At 73.2% G+C, this 18,595-nt stretch carries 17 protein-coding genes; 11 read left to right on the top strand and 6 right to left on the bottom strand.

Translation table 11 applies throughout. The features are described 5' to 3' along the window. Positions 1-187: 187 nt before the first annotated feature. Positions 188-2,044, bottom strand: a complete 1,857-nt coding sequence (locus tag AB0F98_RS28355) for a dynamin family protein (RefSeq protein ID WP_357741560.1) — start codon at positions 2,042-2,044, stop codon at positions 188-190. Positions 2,045-2,154: 110 nt separating this feature from the next. Next, positions 2,155-3,069, bottom strand: coding sequence for an IniB N-terminal domain-containing protein (locus AB0F98_RS28350; protein ID WP_357741437.1), 915 nt, complete (start codon positions 3,067-3,069; stop codon positions 2,155-2,157). A gap of 303 nt (positions 3,070-3,372) precedes the next feature. Here AB0F98_RS28350 and AB0F98_RS28345 point away from each other — a divergent pair, with 303 nt between their 5' ends. The 6 genes from AB0F98_RS28345 (at position 3,373) to AB0F98_RS28320 (ending at position 10,984) form a co-directional block, all read left to right on the top strand. Then, positions 3,373-4,665 (top strand): Hsp70 family protein, encoded by a 1,293-nt coding sequence (locus tag AB0F98_RS28345; protein ID WP_357741434.1) that lies wholly within the window; start codon positions 3,373-3,375, stop codon positions 4,663-4,665. A gap of 5 nt (positions 4,666-4,670) precedes the next feature. Continuing rightward, positions 4,671-7,241, top strand: a complete 2,571-nt coding sequence (locus AB0F98_RS28340) for a helix-turn-helix transcriptional regulator (RefSeq protein ID WP_357741431.1) — start codon at positions 4,671-4,673, stop codon at positions 7,239-7,241. Then, the gene (locus tag AB0F98_RS28335) at positions 7,238-9,397 is read left to right on the top strand and encodes a nitrate- and nitrite sensing domain-containing protein (protein ID WP_357741428.1); all 2,160 of its coding nucleotides are present in this window, start codon (positions 7,238-7,240) and stop codon (positions 9,395-9,397) included. The genes AB0F98_RS28340 and AB0F98_RS28335 overlap by 4 nt, the downstream gene beginning before the upstream one ends. Then, positions 9,394-9,840: a roadblock/LC7 domain-containing protein gene (locus AB0F98_RS28330; protein ID WP_357741425.1), complete on the top strand. Its 447-nt coding sequence runs from the start codon at positions 9,394-9,396 to the stop codon at positions 9,838-9,840. The genes AB0F98_RS28335 and AB0F98_RS28330 overlap by 4 nt, the downstream gene beginning before the upstream one ends. Further along, the gene (locus tag AB0F98_RS28325) at positions 9,818-10,198 is read left to right on the top strand and encodes a DUF742 domain-containing protein (protein ID WP_357741422.1); all 381 of its coding nucleotides are present in this window, start codon (positions 9,818-9,820) and stop codon (positions 10,196-10,198) included. Before AB0F98_RS28330 ends, AB0F98_RS28325 begins: the two co-directional genes overlap by 23 nt. Before the next feature lie 99 nt (positions 10,199-10,297). Further along, positions 10,298-10,984 (top strand): cellulose binding domain-containing protein, encoded by a 687-nt coding sequence (locus tag AB0F98_RS28320; RefSeq protein WP_357741420.1) that lies wholly within the window; start codon positions 10,298-10,300, stop codon positions 10,982-10,984. A gap of 24 nt (positions 10,985-11,008) precedes the next feature. On the opposite strand, the gene AB0F98_RS28315 is transcribed toward AB0F98_RS28320, so the two are convergent. Beyond that, positions 11,009-11,389, bottom strand: coding sequence for a DUF393 domain-containing protein (locus tag AB0F98_RS28315; protein WP_357741418.1), 381 nt, complete (start codon positions 11,387-11,389; stop codon positions 11,009-11,011). A 102-nt stretch (positions 11,390-11,491) separates the two neighbouring features. Between AB0F98_RS28315 and AB0F98_RS28310 the strand changes: the two genes are divergently transcribed. Both AB0F98_RS28310 and AB0F98_RS28305 read left to right on the top strand, forming a co-directional pair. After that, the gene (locus tag AB0F98_RS28310; RefSeq protein ID WP_357741416.1) at positions 11,492-12,538 is read left to right on the top strand and encodes an Rv2578c family radical SAM protein; all 1,047 of its coding nucleotides are present in this window, start codon (positions 11,492-11,494) and stop codon (positions 12,536-12,538) included. A 43-nt stretch (positions 12,539-12,581) separates the two neighbouring features. Further along, complete coding sequence (locus AB0F98_RS28305) at positions 12,582-12,989, top strand: CoA-binding protein (RefSeq protein WP_357741414.1); 408 nt, start codon at positions 12,582-12,584, stop codon at positions 12,987-12,989. Positions 12,990-13,080: 91 nt separating this feature from the next. On the opposite strand, the gene AB0F98_RS28300 is transcribed toward AB0F98_RS28305, so the two are convergent. Further along, positions 13,081-14,277 carry an acyl-CoA dehydrogenase family protein gene (locus AB0F98_RS28300; RefSeq protein ID WP_357741411.1) on the bottom strand — a complete coding sequence of 399 codons (1,197 nt, stop codon included), beginning with the start codon at positions 14,275-14,277 and terminating at the stop codon, positions 13,081-13,083. A gap of 178 nt (positions 14,278-14,455) precedes the next feature. Here AB0F98_RS28300 and AB0F98_RS28295 point away from each other — a divergent pair, with 178 nt between their 5' ends. After that, the gene (locus AB0F98_RS28295; protein WP_357741408.1) at positions 14,456-15,016 is read left to right on the top strand and encodes a DUF4190 domain-containing protein; all 561 of its coding nucleotides are present in this window, start codon (positions 14,456-14,458) and stop codon (positions 15,014-15,016) included. Positions 15,017-15,034: 18 nt separating this feature from the next. On the opposite strand, the gene AB0F98_RS28290 is transcribed toward AB0F98_RS28295, so the two are convergent. Next, positions 15,035-15,940: an SDR family NAD(P)-dependent oxidoreductase gene (locus AB0F98_RS28290; protein WP_357741406.1), complete on the bottom strand. Its 906-nt coding sequence runs from the start codon at positions 15,938-15,940 to the stop codon at positions 15,035-15,037. Positions 15,941-16,056: 116 nt separating this feature from the next. On the opposite strand from AB0F98_RS28290, the gene AB0F98_RS28285 reads away from it, so the two are divergent. After that, complete coding sequence (locus AB0F98_RS28285; RefSeq protein ID WP_357741403.1) at positions 16,057-16,611, top strand: DUF4190 domain-containing protein; 555 nt, start codon at positions 16,057-16,059, stop codon at positions 16,609-16,611. Positions 16,612-16,662: 51 nt separating this feature from the next. On the opposite strand, the gene AB0F98_RS28280 is transcribed toward AB0F98_RS28285, so the two are convergent. Further along, positions 16,663-17,619: a CoA ester lyase gene (locus AB0F98_RS28280; RefSeq protein WP_357741400.1), complete on the bottom strand. Its 957-nt coding sequence runs from the start codon at positions 17,617-17,619 to the stop codon at positions 16,663-16,665. A gap of 119 nt (positions 17,620-17,738) precedes the next feature. Between AB0F98_RS28280 and AB0F98_RS28275 the strand changes: the two genes are divergently transcribed. After that, positions 17,739-18,563: an SDR family NAD(P)-dependent oxidoreductase gene (locus AB0F98_RS28275; RefSeq protein ID WP_357741557.1), complete on the top strand. Its 825-nt coding sequence runs from the start codon at positions 17,739-17,741 to the stop codon at positions 18,561-18,563. Positions 18,564-18,595 lie beyond the last annotated feature (32 nt).

The following is an 18,595-nucleotide window of genomic DNA, read 5'->3' as shown; positions in this document are numbered from 1 at the left end:
CCCATCATCGCGTTGAGCAGGGTCGACTTGCCGGCACGCCAGGGACCGGCGAGCGCGACGCGCAGCGGCTGCTCCAGCCGGGCGAGCTGGTGCCGCAGGTGCCCGGTGGCCCGGGGATCGTCCCGGTACAGCTCCAGGGCCTGGTGCAGCAGCCCCCAGACCGCCTCGTCCAGGCGCAGACCGACGGTCATGCCCGTGGCTCCAACGGCACCGCCGCCGGCCGGGCGGCGGTCAGCTGCTGGGCCTGGTCGTAGAGCGCGGCGAGGCGGGTCATCTTCAGCTTGATCTCGCGCTGCCGCTGGTCGCGGACGGCCGCGTCGGTGTCGGCGGCCTGCTTGGCCGTACGCAGCGACTGGACGATGGCCTCCTGCAGCTCGTCGGTCAGTGCGGCGAAGTGGTCCCGCAGCATCCGCTGCACCTGGCGGGTCGCGTCCCGGCAGTCCTTGACCACCCGTACGAAGTAGTCGTCGACGTGGCGCTGGACCGCCGTCTTGACCGTGGCCTGGCGGCGGCGCAGCAGCTGCTTGCTCTCGTCCCGGATGCTCTTGCCACCGAAGAGCGCACCCGCGCCGATCGAGACCGGATTGATCATCGGCATGCCGGCCAGCGTCAGCGCCAGGCCGAACATCAGCAGGCCTCCGTACGAGCCCTTCATGCCCGTGATCACCTTCTGGCTGACCGTGAAGCGGTCGATGTTGGGCTGCTCGAACTCCGGCATCCGGTCGGCCAGGTCCTCCGGCACCGTCATCGACCAGGGCGGCAGCACGTCGTAGCCGTACCGGGCGAAGTGGCCGGCCACCCGCCGGGCGACGAAGTCGCAACGCTGGACCAGCCACTCGTGGTTGGCCTCGGCCGCCTCGGTGAGGCTGTGCGCCAACCACTCCTGGAACGTGTCCCAGGCGACCAGCGGGTCGGCGGTGTCGAACGCGTCGTCGACCTCGCGCAGGATCTGGCGGGTGCGGTCGCGCAGGTCGTACTCGATGTCGGACAGCAGGTCGGCCATCTCGTCGTTGAGCGCGTTCTGCCACCGTACGGAACAGCGCCGCAGCTCCTCGACCTCACGTTGGGCCGCGTGCAGCCGGGCCATCGGCCCCGACTGCTCCTCGGCCTGCTGGCTCTCCAACTCGGCGCGCAGTGGCGCGGCGAGCTGCTCGACCACTGTCCGGGCGGTCAGACCCACCGTGGCGCGGGCCAGCACGTCGGCCTTGCCGGCCAGGTCGCGGTGCAGTCGGGCGATCAACGCGGGAAAGCCGGACTCGGCGTTGAGCGCGCGGTCGTCGGCGGCGGCGGCGCGCAGCCGCAGGGCCGCCGAGACCGGGATCAGAGCCGCCGGCACTCCGGCCTCGGCGAGGTGCCGCTGGTTGCGTTCGGCCACCGCCCGCCAGTCCGGCACCAGATCGGTCTTGCTCTGCACGACCAGCACGTTCGGATGCGAGCGGGTGACGTGCAGCAGCACGTTCAGCTCGGCCACCGAGAGCTCACGGGTCGAGTCGGAGACCAGCAGCACGGTGTCGGCCCGGTTCAGCGCGGCGACCGGCGCCGTGCCACCGTGCGCACCGACCTCGTCGGCGCCGGGAGTGTCCACGAGGACCAGTCCGGCGGCGAGCAGCGCGCGCGGCAGTCCGATCTCGACGTACGCGGGACCGCCGCCGGGGCGGCGGCCGTACGTGCCTGCGACGCCCGCCGGAATCCGTTCCACCGGCACCACGGTGCGCTCCACGTTGCTGGCCGGCGCGGTCCCCGACGACCCACCGGGCGGCGCCGGCGCGGCCTGGACCACGACGGCCGCGGCGACCTCGGCGTGCTGCACGACGGTCGGTAGGACGGTGGTGCGGCCGTCACCCACCGGGCAGACCGCCGCGTTGACGATCGCGTTGATCAGTTGGCTCTTGCCCTGGTTGGGCTCCCCGATGACCAGTACCCGCAGGGTCGGGTCGAGCAGTTGCGCGCGCTTCTGCCGGACCGCCTGCAGCAGATCGCCACGTCCGTGTTCGCGGCACGTACGGGCGATCTCGTCCAGCACGTCCAGCCAGATCCCCGCCATCACCGCACCAAGTGTGCGGATTTCGGCTCAATTATCAAGAGGGCCACCGAAGAAGGGAAAGGGCCGGGCCGCCAACGGCGGCCCGGCCTTCCCGCTCCGACCGAGGGAGGTCAGAGCAGACCGTCGGTGATGCCCAGCAGACCGCCGCCGTGAGACGCCGAAGCGTCCCCGTGGACCCCGGCGTCGCCGGTCACCCCGTCGGTGACGCCACCGGTCACGCTGCCCACCGTGCCGGTGACGCCGGAAAGAAGCCCATCCACCTGGTGCGTGACGCCACCGACCGTGCCCGGCACGTCGACCGGCGGAACGATCCCGCTGCCGCCGTCGTGCAGGCCCAGCCCGCCCAGGGTGTCGTCGACGCCGATCGAGTCGACGAGGCCGCCGACCTGACCCGTGGCGCCGGAGAGAGTCCCGCCCAGCAGACCGTCCGAGCCGCCGAGCAGGTTCTCCGGGGTGCCGAGCAGTCCGTGGTCGGTGGCGTCGAGCACCGAGTCCGGGCTGCCGACCGTCCCGGTCACGTCCCCGACCACCGGGTCCGCGACGGAGTCCACGACGCCGACCACGTCCGCGTCCAGCGTGTGCGCGACGTCGTGCACCCCGGTCAGGTCGGTGCCGATGCCGCCGGGACCGACGCCCAGGCCGATGCCGGGAAGCACCGTCACCCCGGCTGCGGCCGAGGCCGGGTCCACCGCGATGGCGCCCAGTACGCCCGCCTTGACGTCCACCCCGTTGTAGCTGCTGGTGACCGAGAGCTGCTGCGCCACCGTCTGCAACTGACCGACCACGTCGGTCGCGTCCGTCACCAACGGCTCGGCACCGAGCTCGCCGATCACCGGGGCGACCGGGGCGAGCCCCTGCACCGGCGCGTAGTCGACCACCAGCGGCACCACGTCCTGCACGTCCGCGGCCGTGATGTCGGTGAGGCCCGCGGCCCGCAGCGCTCCCTCCGGGTCGAGGTCGAACGCCGACCGGGCATCGGGGTCGGTGAGCAGGTTGAGCACGAAGTCGTGCAGGGTCTGGTCCATGTGCCGCTTCTCCTCGGATGTGGGCGTCGTCTCCCGCCGTTCGTCGACAGCGACGCTATGACCACCGTCCGGGATCGGGCATCGGGGAACGGCCCGCAATCTGTGACGCCCGATTAGGGCCTCTGCCCCATCGGCCGTTAGGGGGACTGGGGGAACCGAGGCGGCCAGATTTAGGGGGCCGATGCCGGAGCCATGTCTGGTACGAACGTAGGAGCCCACGGGGATTTGCCGGGGGTGGGTCGTTCACCCTGCGGGAAACCCGCGGAGCCGCGGCCGGCCGACACCGGCGGAGGAAGAAAGCACATGCCGTACGTCCTGGGGATCGACATCGGGAGCACGACCACCTCGGCCACCCTGGCCCGGCGGCGCGGCGCCAACTGGACCCGTCCCGAGGTGGTCACGTTGGACAGCGGTGCCGCCACCGTGCCGTCGGTGCTGCACCTCGGTGCCGACGGGACGCTCGTCGTCGGCGAGTCCGGCACCGACGACGGCAGCCGGACGGCCCGGGGCTTCCTGCACCGGGTCGGTGACGACGTGCCGCTGCTGCTGGCCGGCGAGGCCTGCCCACCGCATCTGCTCACCGCCGTACTGGCGACCTGGGTGGTGGAACGGGTCCTCGCCCGCGAGGGGGAACCGGCCGACGCGGTAGTGCTCAGCCACCCCGCCGGGTGGGGACGGCACCGCCGCGAACTGCTGCGCGACTCCCTCTGGGAGCTCGGACTGTCCAACGTGACGCTGCTGCCGTGCACGATCACCGTCGCCGAGAGCCACGCCGCCCGGGGGTTCGCCGGGAGCACCGCCGCGGTGTACGCCCTCGGCGGCGACAGCTTCGAGGCGGCGCTGGTCCGGCGCAACGCGCACGGCCGGTACGAGACCCTCGGCCTCCCGCAGGCGCTGGACTGGATCGGCGGGGCCGACTTCGACGAGGCGCTCGCCGAGCACGTACGGACCGTGCTGGCCCGGGAACTCGCCGCCGCCGGCCGCCGGGAGACGTACGCCACCCTGCGTGCCCTGCGGCCCGAGTGCGAACGGGCCAAGCGGGAACTGACGGTGAGCACCGAGACCGACGTACTGCTCACCCTGCCGACCGGCCCGGCCCGGGTACCGGTGACCCGGATGGAGTTCGAGGAGATGATCCGGCCCGCGGTGCAGGCCACTGTGGACCTGCTGCTGCGCAGCGTACTCTCCGCCGGGCTGCGTCCCACCGACCTCGACGCCGTCCTGCTGACCGGCGGGTCCACCCGCATCCCGCTCGTCGCCGAGCTGCTCACCGCCGCGTTCCCGGTGCCGGTCGAGGTCGAGCCGGACCCGCAACTGACCGCCGCCTCCGGCGCGGCGCTGGCCGCCTGCCAGGTGCTGTCGCCGCGGCCACGGCCGCCCGAGCCCGACCGTACCCCCGCCCCCGACGGAGACCCGCACCACGGCATGCTGCCCGGCCCCCGCCACCACCCCGCGGTGCCCACGCCACGACGTCCGAACCACGACCGGCTGAACCACGGTGAGCCGCCACCCCGACCCCCGGTCCGGGTCACCCCGCTGGAGCTGCCGAGGCCGTCCCGCCTCGCACTGGCCCGGGGCCGGGGACGCGAAGGATGACCACGATGACCACGAGCGCCCTCGCCGGGAACCGGCTGATACTCGATCACGCGGCGCGGAACCTGCTCGACCACGTCACCGCCGATCCGGCAGCACCGCTGCTGCTCGCGGTGACCGCCCCGGACGGGCACGGCCGCAGCGCGTACCTCGCCGAGCTGGCCGGAATCCACCGGCGCGCCGGCGTCACCGTCGACGTGGCCGCCCCGGAGCGAGCCGCCGCAGCCGACCCGGACGCCGTCCTGCTGGTCGACGACGCGCACCTGCTCGACGACACCCGACTCCGGACACTGCGCGAGCTGGTGGCCGGTCGGCGGCACCGGCTCGTCGTGGCCTACCGGCCGTGGCCACGATCCGCCCCGCTGGTCGAGCTGGCCGACGCGGTACGACGGGACGGACAGCTCATCCTGCTCACCCCGTTCGCCCGCGAACAGACCGCCGCGTACCTCGCCACCGTGCCGGAACTCGGCCGGCGACCCGACCTGATCGAATTCGTACACGGCCAGACCGCCGGAGTGCCCCGCGACGTCGAGCGGCTGGCCCGGGCGTTGCGCGGGCAGGACCTGCGACCCGGCGTCCCCACCGAGCCGCCCCGGCAGGCCGTCCTCGAGTTCGGCCCGGACCTCGACGACCTCTCCCCCGACGTCCGTCGGCTGCTGCTGGCCGTCGCCGCCGGCGTACCGCTGCCGATCGACCTGCTCGGCGCGCTGCTCGGCCGCGAGCCGGCCGAGGTGGACGCCCTCGTCGCCGCGACCCGCGCCGCCGGCCTGCTCGGCGCGGACGGCCGCCTCGCTCCGCTGGTACGCCGGGCGGTGACCGCACTCAGCCCGGCCGCCGAGCGCACAGCGGTCTGGCGTCGGCTCAGCGAGGTCCAGCTCGCCCGAGGCGGATCGGTGCTGCCGCTGGTCCGTGCACTGCTCGGCGCCGGAGTGGCCAGGGACTGCCCGGCCGGGACGCTCGAGGCCGCCGCCGAGGAGGCGCTCACCACCGAGCCGGCCCTCGCGGCGGAACTGTTCGCGGCGGCGTCCACCGCCGGACGGCCGGTAGCCGTCCGGCAGGCGGTCGCCGCGGCCCTCGCCGGAGACCTCGACGTCGCGCTCCGCCTCGCCGACCGGTTGCTCGCCTCGGCGACGCCCACCGAACGCGCCGAGGCAGCACTGGTCGCCGCGACGGCGCTCACCCATCGCGGCCAGGTCGGCCGCAGCGTCGAGCTGTACCGCTGGTCGGGAGCGGCCCCGGCGGCGGCGTTCGCCGCCGTCGGCGCGCTGGCCGCCGGCGACCCGGCGGCCGCGGCCGACGCCCACGAAGACGACAGTGGCGGGCCGCCGACCCTGCACGCGAGCGCAGCCCGGCTGATGGCCGAGGGGATACGGGAGAGTCTCGGCGGGGCGCCGACGGCGGCCCTGTCCACCCTCGTGCAGGCGACGGCGCTGCTGGAGCCGGACGGCCGAGCGGTGCTCCTGCCTGACAGCCCGGCCGCCCTCGCCGCGCTTATCGCCGTACACGCAGGTGAGCTGGACATCGCGGAGCGGGTGCTCGACCGGGCGGTGGCCAGCGGCATCGGCGGCCCGCTGATGGCACGCCGCCACCGGCTGCTCCAGGCCTGGATCCTGATGGTCCGGGGTCGTACGGCCGACGCCACCGCCCGGCTCGGCGCGGTCACCGGCCACGGCCGGCCGCTCGAGTCGCGGGACCTGCTCTTCGCCACCGCCCTGGAGCTGGGCATCGCACGGCGCAACAGCGACCTCGGCGCGCTCCAGCGCGGCTGGGGGCACGCCCTGGAAGCCGTCGTACGCCACCCGGTGGACCTGTTCACGCTGCTCCCCCTCGGTGAGCTGGCCATCGCGGGCGCCAGACTCGGCGACCTGGACCGGCTGGCACCACACCTGCACCGGGCCCGGTCGCTACTGGCCCGGCTCGGCGATCCACCACTGTGGAGCACCCCGCTGCACTGGAGCGGCCTGCACGCGGCGATCCTCTCCGACGAGCCGGGCGCCGCCGACGAGCACGTGGCCGCGCTGCTGGCCGCCGCGCCGCACAGCCGGTACGGCACGGTGGTCGCCGCGGCCGCCGCCAGCTGGGTCGACGTGCTGCGTGGCGTGGTCGACCCGGTCCCGGTGGAGGCCGCAGCCCGCGGCCTGCACGAAGCCGGGCTCTGCTGGGACGGGGCCCGGCTCGCCGGACAGGCCGCCATCCGCACCTCGGACCGCCGAGCCATGACCACCCTCCTCGACTGCGCCCGGACGCTCCAGGGACGGTCCGCCGGGTCCCGGCCGGATCGGCCATCGGTGGCCGGCGACGACGGGCAGGTCGCCGACGCGCTGGCCACGCCGGCCGCGCACCGGCTCAGCGACCGCGAGCGGGAGGTGGCCGAACTGGTGCTGGCCGGGCTCACCTATCGGGAGATCGGCGACCGGCTCTTCATCTCGGCGAAGACGGTGGAACACCACGTGGCCCGGATGCGGTCCCGCCTCGACTGCGCCAACCGCGCGGAACTGCTGGCGCTGCTACGCACCATCGTGGCCCAACGCCCCGACACGGCGGCAGGGCAGCCCTGGCCCGGACGGTCGACCCGATGAGCGAACCCGCGACGACGATGACCGGGCAACCGATCCGGCGCCTCTTCGCCGCCGCAGCGGTGGCGCTGCTCGTGCTCTGGTCGTACGCCGCGTACCTGACCGGCGCGGAAGCCGCCGACCTGCTCCGCGTCCGGGCCCTGGCGGAGACCCTCGGCCAGCCCACCGACCGGCTGATCCGTGACCTGCAGACCGAACGGCGCCTCACCGCCGGCACGATCGCCAGCGGGACGCAGGAGCCGTCCGCCCTCACCGGCGCACGCACCGACACCGACCGCAGCGTCACCGCCCTACGCGACGCCGCCGGCGGTACCGACCTGCGGCTGCTCACCGCCGGGGCGGTACACGACCGCGCCGACACGCTGCTACGCCGGCTCGGTGGACTGGCCGACCTGCGCGCCGACGCGGACGCCGGCCGACCCGAGGCCGTCACCGGCTACGACCAGCTCATCGACGTCGCGTTCGCCGTGTACGGCCCGGAGTGGGGTACCCGCGAGAACCGGCTGGCCGCCGAGACCCGGTCGATCGTGGCGCTCGCCCGTACGCGGGAACTGCTCGCCCGGGAGGACACCCTGCTCACCGCCGCGCTGACGGCCGGCCTGACCAGCGCCGACGACCGACGTCGCCTCGCCGAGCTGATCGAGATCCGGCGGTACGCGGGCACCGAGGCCGTCGTCGGGCTGCCGGGCAACGATCAGGACGCCTACCTGACCCTGGTGCAGGGCCCCCGGTTCGCGGCACTCCGTTCGCTGGAGGATCGGCTGCTGCACCCGGTCGACTCCCGCCCCGAGCCCAGCGCCGAGGAGTGGCAGGCCGCCTCCGCGCCCGCCCTGGCCGAACTGCACGACCTGGTCAGGTCCACGGCCCGGCAAAGCGTGGAACGGGCCACGCCCGGAGCGGCCCTGCTGGTCGTGCGTACCGGTGCCGTGCTGGGCCTCGGCCTGCTCGCGCTGGTCGCCCTGCTGCTCGCCGGGGCCCGCGCCCTCCGCCGGTTCTCCGCCGCACCCGACCCCAGCCGCCACACCCGACCCGCCGCACCGGCCGGGGAGCTGCGCCGGCCTCCCGCCGGTGGCCGTCCCGGATCAGCCGCCGCCCGTGACGTCGGGTCGCCCGGACGCGCCCCGCTCGACGGCCGGAACGACCACGCGCCCGGCCGTCCCGTCCCCGGGGTTAGGAACGTTCACGCGAACGGAGGTCCCGCAGCCACCGGGTGGGGCGGACGGGACAACGGCATCGTGAGAGCCGCCGGCCCGGGCCGCGCAGGCGGCGGCTCCGTGACCGGGCGGCGGGTCGAGCACACCGGCGGGGCGGCCACCCGGGAACTGTTCCTCCGCCTCACCCAGCGCAACCAGGTGCTGCTGCGCGAGCAGCTCAACCTGCTCGACCTGATGGAGCGACGCGAGCACGACGCGGAGGAGGTCGCCGAGCTGTTCCAACTCGATCACCTCGCCACCCGGCTGCGGCGCAACGTCGAAAAACTGGTCACTCTCGCCGGGGCCAGACCGTCCCGACGCTGGCGCCGACCGGTTCCGCTGCTCGACGTGGCCCGCGGCGCCGTCGCCGAGGTCGCCGACTACCAGCGGGTCCTCGTCGCTCCGCACTGGCCGTGGCACCTCGCCGGACCCGCGGTCACCGACGTCATCCACCTGCTCGCCGAACTCGTCGAGAACGCCCTGGTGTTCTCCCCGGCGGAGACCACGGTCCGGATGGCCGGCGAGCACCGGCCGGGCGGCTGCGCCGTCGTCGTGACCGACGACGGACCAGGCCTCGCCCCGGCCGCCCTCGCCACAGCCAACCTCACACTGGCCGATCCACCGATGGCGGGTCCCCCGTCCGGCCGCACCGGCCTGTACGCTGCTGCACTACTCGCTGCCCGTTGCGGTGCCCGGGTCTCGCTGCAACCCGGTCCTCGCGGCGGAACGGCGGCGATCGTGCTGCTCCCGTCCGCCCTGGTCACGCCGACGGGGCCGGACGCCGCAGCGCCCGGGCCGGGTGGCCCCCGGTCCGGTCCGTCGGCTCGGCCATCGGTCGGCCCCGGCTCCGCCGGCGACCTGCCGGTCCGGACCCGCTATTCCGGGTCCGGTCAGCCCGGGCCGGGCAGGGCCGGCACCGACACGGTTGAGATACCGGCACCCAGAGCAGCGAGAGGACGCTCATGACGCATTCAGTGGTCACCGCCGACGGCCTGACCGAGGCCCTGAACGATCTGGTCGACCGGGTGCACGGCGCCGAGTTCGCGGTGGTGCTCTCCCCCGACGGGCTGCTGCTCGGCGCCAGCCGGGGCGTCCACGACGAACTGGCGGGTCAACTGTCCAGCCTGGTCGCCGGGCTGGAGGCGCTCGGTTCGGCCGCCACCCGGGTCTGCGTCGGCGGCGCGCTACGGCAGATCGTCGTGCAGATGGCACGGGCGTTCCTCTTCGTCGCCACCACCCGCAACGGCGCCATCCTCACCGTCCGCATCGGAGCCGATGCCGAGGTCGGCGACATGGCGTACGAGGTGGCGCTCTTCGTGGGGCAGGCCGAACGGCACCTACCGGTGTACCTCACGCCGGCCTCCACCGTGACGACCGGGGAGATCGGTGCAGCCGACCGGAGCCGCTGACGAGGCGTGGTACGACGACGACGCCGGGCCGGTGGTCCGGCCGTACACCATGACCGGAGGCCGCGCGGCCCCCGACCGGGGCCGGTTCGACCTGATCACCCTGGTCGTCGCCCGGGGCCCGGCTCCCGCGGCCGGACGGCTCTTCCCCGAGCAGTCGGCGATCGTCGAGATGTGTCATCGACCGCTGTCGGTGGCGGAACTCGGCGCGGAACTGGACCTGCCGGTCGGCACCGTCCGGGTACTCCTCGGTGACCTGCTCGCGGCCGGGCTGATCGAGACACACGAACCGCCGACGCTCGCCGAGCTGCCCTCCGAGGAACTGCTCAGGGAGCTGCTCGCCGGGCTCCGCGCGCTCTGAACCGACGAACCACCGTGGCGGCCCCGCCGCGACGCGCGTCGGACCATCTGAAGGGGGAAGTGGGCAGTGCCGGCATCACCGCCGCAGCCACGGCGGACCGTGGCGATCATCGTGCTCGACCGGATCGTGGCCCTCGCCGCGTCGGTCCGGCGTACGGTCATCGACCGGAGCACGGGATCACGTGCCGCTCGGATCGCCGTCGTCGCCTCGCTGACGGTACTCGTCGCCACGGCGATACCGGTCGTCCTGGTGCTGCGCACACCGGAGCGGTTGGCACCGGTGGCCCTGGACCCACCACCCGGCCCCGGCCCGGCGGCCGCGCCCGAGCCCGGCACCCCCGGCGCGGAGGCCCGCCCCGCCACATCCGTCGCCCCCACGCCGAGCCGCCCCGCCGGGACGGCGAGCCCCACCACCGCGACGCCGTCCAGTGCCGCCGCGACCACGTCCGCCCCGGCTCCGGCACCGCTGCGCGCCGAGTTCGCGATCGACGAGAGCGCGCTGCTCAGCTACCGGGCCACGGTCGACATCAGCAACCCGGGGACGGTGCCCGCACCGGACTGGACCCTGGTGGTGACGCTGCCGCGGGAGTCCCTCAAGGTCACGGCGGTCACCGGGGCCCGCGTCACCCGCGACGGCACCACCTGGACCTTCGTGCCGGACGGCGGCGGGCAGGTGCCGGGACGGGGCTCCGTACAGGTGACGTTCCGGGTCGCCGGCGCGCTCGTCAGCGCGGCCCCGACCGCCTGCACCATCGACGACACAGCCTGCACCGGCCTCCCCGGCTGACGACGCCCCCGACCGACGGCGGGGTCAGTCCCGCTGCGCGGCCGGCACGGCGCACGCGGCGGTCCCGCCGGGCATCCGGTCGCGGTTGCGCGCCACCCAGCGGTACGCGGGCCAGGCCACCGCGCGTACCGGCGGGAAGCGCAGGGCCGCTCCCGCGACCCGCCAGAGCAGATTGCTGTCGCCGAGCAGCCGGGCGATGGCGTCCGGCCCGGCGGCGCGTACGCCGTCCACGCCGACCCACTGCACGGCCTGGTCGCACTCCGCCTCGGTCAGACCCAGCGCGGTCAGGTCGGCGAACTGCCACGGCATCACCCGAGCCGAGGTGGGGATGTGCCGCTCGATGAACTGGGCGCAGCGGGTGCAGAACGCGCAATCGCCGTCGTAGACGAACGTCGACCTCTCCATGCCTCCATCCTCCACCCGGAGGCCGTGCCGGCGTCGACGAGGTGGTCGGCGACACGACGGACACGCTTGCACCGTGCTCGTACATGTGTTCGAATAATGGCCATGCGCTGGGACAACCTCGCCGCTCCCCCGGACGAGGGGACTCTCGAACGGGCAGCGCCAGCGACGCCACCCCTGCCGCTGGCGCTGCCCGGCGCGACCGTCCGCACCTTCGACACTCCCGGCTTCGCCGGCATGACGTTCTACGAGGTGCAGGCCAAGTCGATCATCAATCGCGTGGGGGGCAACTCACACGTCCCGTTCGAGTGGACGATCAACCCCTACCGTGGATGCAGTCATGCATGTAAATATTGCTTCGCGAGAAATACTCACACCTACCTCGACCTGGATGCCGGGGCGGACTTCGACCAGAAGGTGATCGTCAAGGTCAACGCGGCCGAGCTGCTCCGGCGGGAGCTGGCGGCGCCGCGCTGGCGGGGCGCGCACATCGCGATGGGCACGAACGTCGACTGCTACCAGCGCGCCGAGGGGCGCTACCAGCTGATGCCGCAGATCATCACGGCGCTGCGCGACTTCGCCAACCCGTTCTCGATCCTCACCAAGGGCACCTTGATCCTGCGCGATCTTCCGCTGCTGCGGCAGGCCGCCGAGGTCACCCGGGTCGGCGTCTCCTTCTCGGTGGGCTTCGTCGACGAGCGGCTCTGGCGGGCCGTCGAGCCGGGCACACCCAGCCCGCGCCGCAGGCTGGACGCCGTACGGATGCTCTCCGAGGCCGGCTTCTCCGTGGGCGTACTGATGGCGCCGATCCTGCCCGGCCTCACTGACGACGACGAGTCGATCGACGCCACCGTGGCGGCGATCGCGGCGGCCGGGGCGACGAGCGTGACTCCCATACCGCTGCACCTGCGCCCCGGCGCTCGCGAGTGGTACGCGCACTGGCTGGCCGACGAGTTTCCGCACCTGGTGCCCCGCTACCGCGAGCTCTACCGCGCCGGCTCGTACGCCCCACAGGCCTATCAGCGGGAGCTGACCGCGCGGGTGCGGATAGCCGCCCGTCGGCACGGCCTGCACCGGGCTGAGCAGGGCGACAACCGCGACCTTCCGCAACCACCGCCACCGCCGGCCGCCGAGCAGCTCACCCTGCTCTGACCGCTCGTGGGCGAACGTCGGGTCGCGGGGCTACAGTCGCCCGGTGCGTACCGCTCAGCAAATTCTCGCCGACTCCGCCGTGATCGCCGTGGTGGGCGCCTCCCGCGACCCGCTCAAGGCCGCGCACAGCGTGCCCTTGCAGATGCAGCGGCACGGCTGGCGGATCATCCCGGTCAACCCGAGCGCCGACGAACTGTTCGGTGAGCGGGTCTACCGCACGCTCGCCGACATTCCGCACCCGGTGGACCTGGTGAACGTGTTCCGGCCCGCCGAGGACGCGGTCGAGGTGGTCCGGCAGGCGGTGGCGATCGGCGCCCCGGCCGTGTGGCTTCAGCTCGACATCATCTCGCCCGAGGCGCGGCGGATCGCCGAGGAGGCGGGCATCGAGTACGTCGAGAACCGCTGCCTGGCGGTGGAACGCGCCGTCGGCGCGCTCACCCGGCTCGGCTGACCGGGCCCCACCGCGCAGCCCCGGCCGGCTTGCCGCGCCAGGTCGGGTCTGCGCGAGCGAAGGCTCCGCCGCGGCGATCCCGGGACGGCGGTCAGAGCTTGTACTCCTTGAGCAGGCCGCGGGAGATGATCGTCTTCTGGATCTCCGAGGTGCCCTCACCGATCAGCAGGAACGGCGCCTCCCGCATCAGCCGCTCGATCTCGTACTCCTTGGAGTAGCCGTAGCCGCCGTGGATGCGGAACGCCTCCTGCACCACCTCGGCGCAGTACTCGGAGGCGAGCAGCTTGGCCATGCCGGCCTCGACGTCGTTGCGCTGGCCGGCGTCCTTGAGCCGGGCCGCGTTGACCATGAGGGCGTGCGCGGCTTCGATCTTCGTACCCATCTCGGCGAGTTTGAACGCGACGGCCTGGTGCTTGGCGAGCGGCTGGCCGAAGGTGCGGCGTTGCTGGGCGTACGCGACGGCCAACTCGAAGGCCCGGATCGAGATGCCACACGCCCGAGCCGCCACGTTGACCCGCCCGACCTCGATGCCGTCCATCATCTGGTAGAAGCCGCGGCCGACCTTCTCCGCCCCGCCCAATACGGCCGAGGCGGGCACGGTCACCCCGTCGAGCACCATCTCCGTGGTCTCGACACCCTTGTAGCCCATCTTCTCGATCCGGCCGGGGATGGTGAGGCCGGGCGCGGTCTCGCCGAAGCCGGGCTCCTTCTCCAGCAGGAAGGTGCTCATGTTGCCGTAGACCGAGTCGGCGCCGGTGTCGGTCCGGACCAGGGTGGCCACCACCGAGGAGTACGCCCCGTTGGTCAGCCACATCTTCTGGCCGTCGATCACGAACCCATCGCCGTCGCGGACGGCCTTCGACTTGATCGCGGCGACGTCGGAGCCGCACTCCGGCTCGGACATCGAGAACGCGCCCCGTGTCTCGCCGGTGGCCATCCTCGGCAGCAGCCGGCTCCGCTGCTCGGCCGAGCCGTGTTGGGAGATCAGGTACGCCACGATGAAGTGCGTGTTGACGATTCCGGAGATCGACATCCAGGCCCGGGACAGTTCCTCGACCACGAGGGCGTACGTCAGCAGCGACTCGCCGAGCCCGCCGTACTCCTCGGCGATGGTGAGGCCGAACAGCCCCATCTCGCGCATCCCGTCGATGATGCCGGTCGGGTACTCGTCGGCGCGCTCCAGCCGCTGCGCGTGGGGGATGATCTCCTTGTCGGCGAACTCTCGAACGGTCTCCAGGATCGACCGCTGCACATCGGTCAGGCCGGGCGTCTGGGCGAGTCGAGCCATGTCAGCCTCCGGGGGATCGGGGCATTACTCGTGGGTAACTGAACGCTCGGTCAGTATCGGTCGCCCTCGCGACGAGGCCAAGGTGACCAGTCCACACAACCGCTGTGAAAAGGTTCACCGCTGCGGGTAGCGTCCGGCAAGAGGGCCCATGCCCCGGCGCCGGCAGGAGGAGGAGACCGTGACGAACCCGCCGCCGTCCGACCCGTCCGGTCACGAGCAGCCACCCTCGCCGTACGAGCCACCGCGGGACCAGCCGCCCGGTGGGCAGCCGCCGGAGCGTTCGCCCTACGCGCCGCCGCCGGACGAGCCGTCGCCGTTCGGTCCGCCGCCGGAACGCCCGCCGTACCTACCGCCCGCCGACGAGTCACCCACTCCACCCGCACCCGACCAACCGCCGTTCGGTCACCCAGGCGGCTACCCGCCGGGCCCGCAGTGGGGGCAGCAGCCGCCGTACGCCCCGCAGCCGCCGTACGGGCAGTACGGGCCGGCTCCTTCCGGCCCGGTCCGCACCAACGTGCTGGCGATCCTGTCGCTGGTCTTCGCGTTCGTCTTCGCGCCGGCCGGCATCGTCCTCGGCCACCTGGCCAAGCGGCAGCTGCGCACCAGCCGTGAGGAAGGCGAACAGCTCGCCACCTGGGGGCTGATCCTCAGCTACGTCTTCACCGGCCTGGGCCTGCTGGCCTGCTGCGGCTGGCTCGCCGTGGTGATCCTCGCCGGCAGCAACGGCAACAACTACTGATCACCCGTCGGCGTGGGCTCAGCGGAACTCGGCCTCGCGGACGCTGTTGCCCCCGTCGACCACCAGCATCTGCCCGGTGATGTACGACGCGGCGGGCGAGCAGAGGAAGGCGATCGCGGCGGCCACCTCGTCCGGTGTGCCGGGCCGTCCGACCGGCGTGCCGAGCCCCTGCTTGATCTCGGCCATCGTGGACGCCGCCGTGTAGATGGTGCCCGGGGCCACCGCGTTAACGGTCACCCCGTCGGCGATCGCCTCCATGGCGAGGGCCCGGGTCAACCCGACCACGCCCGCCTTGGCCGCGGCGTACGCCGCCTCGGTGGGCAGCGCGTTGACCGGTCCGGCGGTGGCCGACAGGTTGACGACGCGTCCCCAGCCCCGCTCGGCCATCCCGCCGATGAACGCTCGGCTGCACAGGAACGCCGTGGTCAGGTTCCGGTCGATCTCACCGCGCCACTCGTCGTACGTGAGCTGGGCGACCGGGCGGAGCACCTCGGGACTGGCCCGACTCGCCAGGCCGGCGTTGTTGACGAGCACCTCGACGTCGCCGAGCTGCTCGGCGACCGCGTCGGCCAGGGCGCCCACCTCGGACTCGTCGGTCAGGTCGGCGACGAACCCGGTGACTCCCAGTTCGCTCGCCCGTTCGTGGATCCGGCGGGTGGTGGACACGATCGCCACCCGGGCACCCAGGTCGGCGAGGCGGCGGGCGGTCGCGAAGCCGATGCCGTCCGGGCTGCCGGCCCCGGTCACCAGCGCGACCCGGCCGTCGAGCCGCATCGTCACCGGATCCGGCAACGCGACCGGTAGATCCTGATCGGCCACGTTGGTCGGTGCGGTCGCGCGGTTGCGCCGGGCGAAGCCCGGACGGCTCGCGTCCCGTCTCGGTCGACTGCCGGAGCGGTCCGCGGCGCGCGCGTCGATTGCCATGCCTGGATCCTGCCCGTTCGGGGCGGCACGGGCAACGAGGCACCCGGATGCCGGGGGCATCGGTTTTGCCCGGTGCTGGCTACCCTGGCGGCACACGCAGCCAACGGAGAGAGCGCATGACCTATCCTCCACAGCCCGGCTGGCACGATCCGTCAGGATCGGGCCAGCAGCCGAGCCAACCAGCCGATCCGACGCTGCCGATGAGCGGCCCGCCGGTACCCGCTCAGCCGGGCCCGGTCGACCCGTACGCGCCGGCGAATCCGTACGGCGGCCAGCAGCCACCCGTTGTGGGGCCGTACGCCCCGGCCGACCCGTACGCCGCGCAACAGCCGCCCGCCGTCGCGCCGTACGCCCAGCCGGGCCACGCGCCCGCGTACCCGGGCTACGGTTATCCGCCCGCGCCGCCGACCAACGGGATGGCGGTCGCCGCGATGGTCATCGGCATCACCGGCATCATGGGCCTCTGCGGGTACGGCGTCGGCGGCATCATCGGCGTCGTCGGTGCGATCCTCGGCCACATCGCCCGGCGCCAGATCCGCGAGCGGGGCGAGAGCGGCGAGGGCATGGCGACCGCCGGCATCATCACGGGCTGGATCTCCACGGTCATCGCGGTGCTCGCCACGATCGGCATCATCATCGCGATCGTCGTCGCGGCGAACCAGAACAGCTGACCACCGCGGCGGTCGTGCCGGTCGGGACGTCCCGGCCGGCACGACCGGCGGTCACTGCTGGGGTGGGGTGAACGAGGACGTGCGGGTCATTCCGGCGGCCCGCCCCTTGGCGGCGATGACCAGGGCCATCTTTCGAGACGCCTCGTCGATCATCTCGTCACCGAGCATCACCGCGCCGAGCCTGCCACCCGCCTCCGAGGTGTAGTGCTCGTACGCGTCGAGGATCAGCTCGGCGTGGTCGTAGTCGGCCTGGGCCGGCGAGTAGACCTCGTTCGCCGCCTCGATCTGGCCGGGGTGCAGGACCCACTTGCCGTCGAAGCCGAGCGCGGCCGAGCGCCGGGCGACCTCGCGGAACCCGTCCAGGTCCCGGATCTGCAGGAACGGCCCGTCGATGGCCTGCTTGTCGTGCATCCGGGCGGCCATGAGGATCCGCATCAGGATGTAGTGGTAGGGGTCGCCGGGGTAATCCGGGATGAGCGCGCCGACCGCGAGCGACCTCATGTTGATCGAGGCCATGAAGTCGGCCGGACCGAAGATGATCGTCTCCACCCGCGGCGACGCGGCGGCTATCTCGTCCACGTTGACCAGGCCGGCGGCGTTCTCGATCTGCGCCTCGATGCCGATCCGGCCGACCTCGAGGCCGAGCGTCTTCTCCAACTGGGTGAGGGTCAGGTCCAGCCACTGCACCTGACCCGCGTTCTGCACCTTCGGCAGCATGACGCAGTCCAGGTTGGCGCCCGCGCCTTCGACCACGTCGATGACGTCCCGGTAGGTCCACGGGGTGGTGAGGTCGTTGACCCGTACGACCCGGGTCTTGCCGGCCCAGTCGCCCTCGTTGAGCGCGGCCACGATGTTCTTGCGGGCGTCCGGCTTCGCCAACGGCGCGACCGCGTCCTCCAGGTCGAGGAAGACCTGATCGGCCGGGAGCCCTTGGGCCTTGCCGAGCATCTTGACGCTGGAACCCGGTACCGCCAGGCAGGACCGGCGGGGGCGACCGACAGCGGCCATGGATGGCTCCTTCCGGCGTGGCAGGAACGCCGACGCCAGCCGACGAAGACTGAGGCTCAACGATCCCAAAGGGGGCTACGCCACGGTAACGTCGCGCCATGACCGGGGTGAACGGAGCTGTGGAAGATCTCACTGGGCGGCGCCTGGTGCTGGTGACCGGCGCCAGTTCGGGCATCGGCCTGGCAGCCGCGGTCGACCTGGCGCGCCGAGGTGACCAGGTGGTACTGGTCGGCCGCGATCCGGCGCGCCTGCAAACCGCCGGAGACCGGGTCCGCGACGCGTCCGGAGAGAAGCCGGAGCTGTTCCGGGCCGACTTCGCCGTGTTCGACGACGTACGCCGGCTCGCCGAGAAGCTGCGCGCCGCGTACGACCGGATCGACGTACTGGTCAACAACGCCGGCGCGATCGTGCTCCAGCCGGTCACCACGGTCGACGGGTACGAACTCTCCATTCAGGCCAACCATCTGGCACCGTTCCTGCTCAGCAACCTGCTGCGCGACCGGGTCGGCCGGATCGTGGTCACCGCCTCCGGGGCGCACCGCAGCGGCGCGCTGGACCCGAGCGACCTCAACCTTCCGCTGCGGCGCTACCGGGCGTTGACGGCGTACGGCACCAGCAAACAGGCGAACATCCTCTTCACCGCCGAGGCTGCCCGGCGCTGGCCGGAGATCCACGCGCACTGCTTCCACCCGGGTGTGGTGCGCACCCGGTTCGGCAACGAGAGCCGGTTGGTCGCGGCCGGCATGCGCCTGCTGCCGTTCCGCAGCCCGGAGAAGGGCGCGGAGACGCTGCTCTGGCTGGTCAACTCCGACCCGGCGCGACTGCTGAACGGCGGGTACTACTACAACCGACGGCTGCGCCGTCCGCTGCGCAAGGCGGCCGACCCGCGGCTCGCCGCGCGGCTCTGGACGGCCAGCGCCAAGGCCGTCGGCATCGACCCCTGACCCGTCGCGTGGTGTCCCCCGGCGCCCGTCCG

It is taken from the genome of Micromonospora sp. NPDC023737, from assembly GCF_040639715.1.
Classification (GTDB): Bacteria; Actinomycetota; Actinomycetes; order Mycobacteriales; family Micromonosporaceae; genus Micromonospora.
Note: the sequence above shows the minus strand (reverse complement) of the source record. Positions and strands in the feature narration are given on the sequence as shown.